The 633-nt window shown below is 68.8% G+C and carries 1 pseudogene; it reads left to right on the top strand.

Features of this window, described 5'->3' with window-relative positions:
- Positions 1–259: 259 nt before the first annotated feature.
- Positions 260–633 (top strand): annotated as a pseudogene (locus tag QZH66_RS17960) (glycosyltransferase); the annotation flags it as partial.

Here is a 633-nt window from a genome sequence, read left to right as displayed (position 1 = left end):
GTCGCCGAGATGCTGGAGAAATGGCGCCAGGGCAGCGACGTGGTGTATGCCGTGCGGCGCACCCGCGATGACCAGTCGCGCCTGCACGCCAAGCTGGCGCGCCTGTTCTACCGGCTCGTGAACTGGGGCAACCGGGTCGAGATCCCGCCCCATGCGGGCGACTTCCGGCTGATGGACCGCAAGGTGGTGGAGGCCATGAAGGCGCTGCCCGAGCGCAACCGCTTCATGAAGGGCCTGTACGCCTGGNTTCTACCGGCTCGTGAACTGGGGCAACCGGGTCGAGATCCCGCCCCATGCGGGCGACTTCCGGCTGATGGACCGCAAGGTGGTGGAGGCCATGAAGGCGCTGCCCGAGCGCAACCGCTTCATGAAGGGCCTGTACGCCTGGGTGGGTTTCCAGAGCACGGCGCTGGACTACGAACCGCTGCCGCGCGCCGCCGGGCAAAGCAGCTTCGGGCTGCGCAGCTCGTTCTCGCTGGCGCTGACCGGCATGGTGGCGTTTTCCTCGGCGCCGCTGCACGCGCTGTCGCTGCTCGGCCTGCTGCTGTCGCTCACCTCCCTGGGCTATGGCGCCTGGGTGGTGGTCGAGCATTTCTGGTGGGGCGTCGAGGTGCCGGGCTACGCCACCCTGGC

Source organism: Stenotrophomonas sp. YIM B06876 (genome assembly GCF_030711595.1).
In the GTDB taxonomy this organism is placed as follows: Bacteria; Pseudomonadota; Gammaproteobacteria; order Xanthomonadales; family Xanthomonadaceae; genus Stenotrophomonas.
The sequence above is the reverse complement of the archived record's forward strand: the minus strand, read 5'-3'. Positions and strand labels throughout refer to the sequence as shown.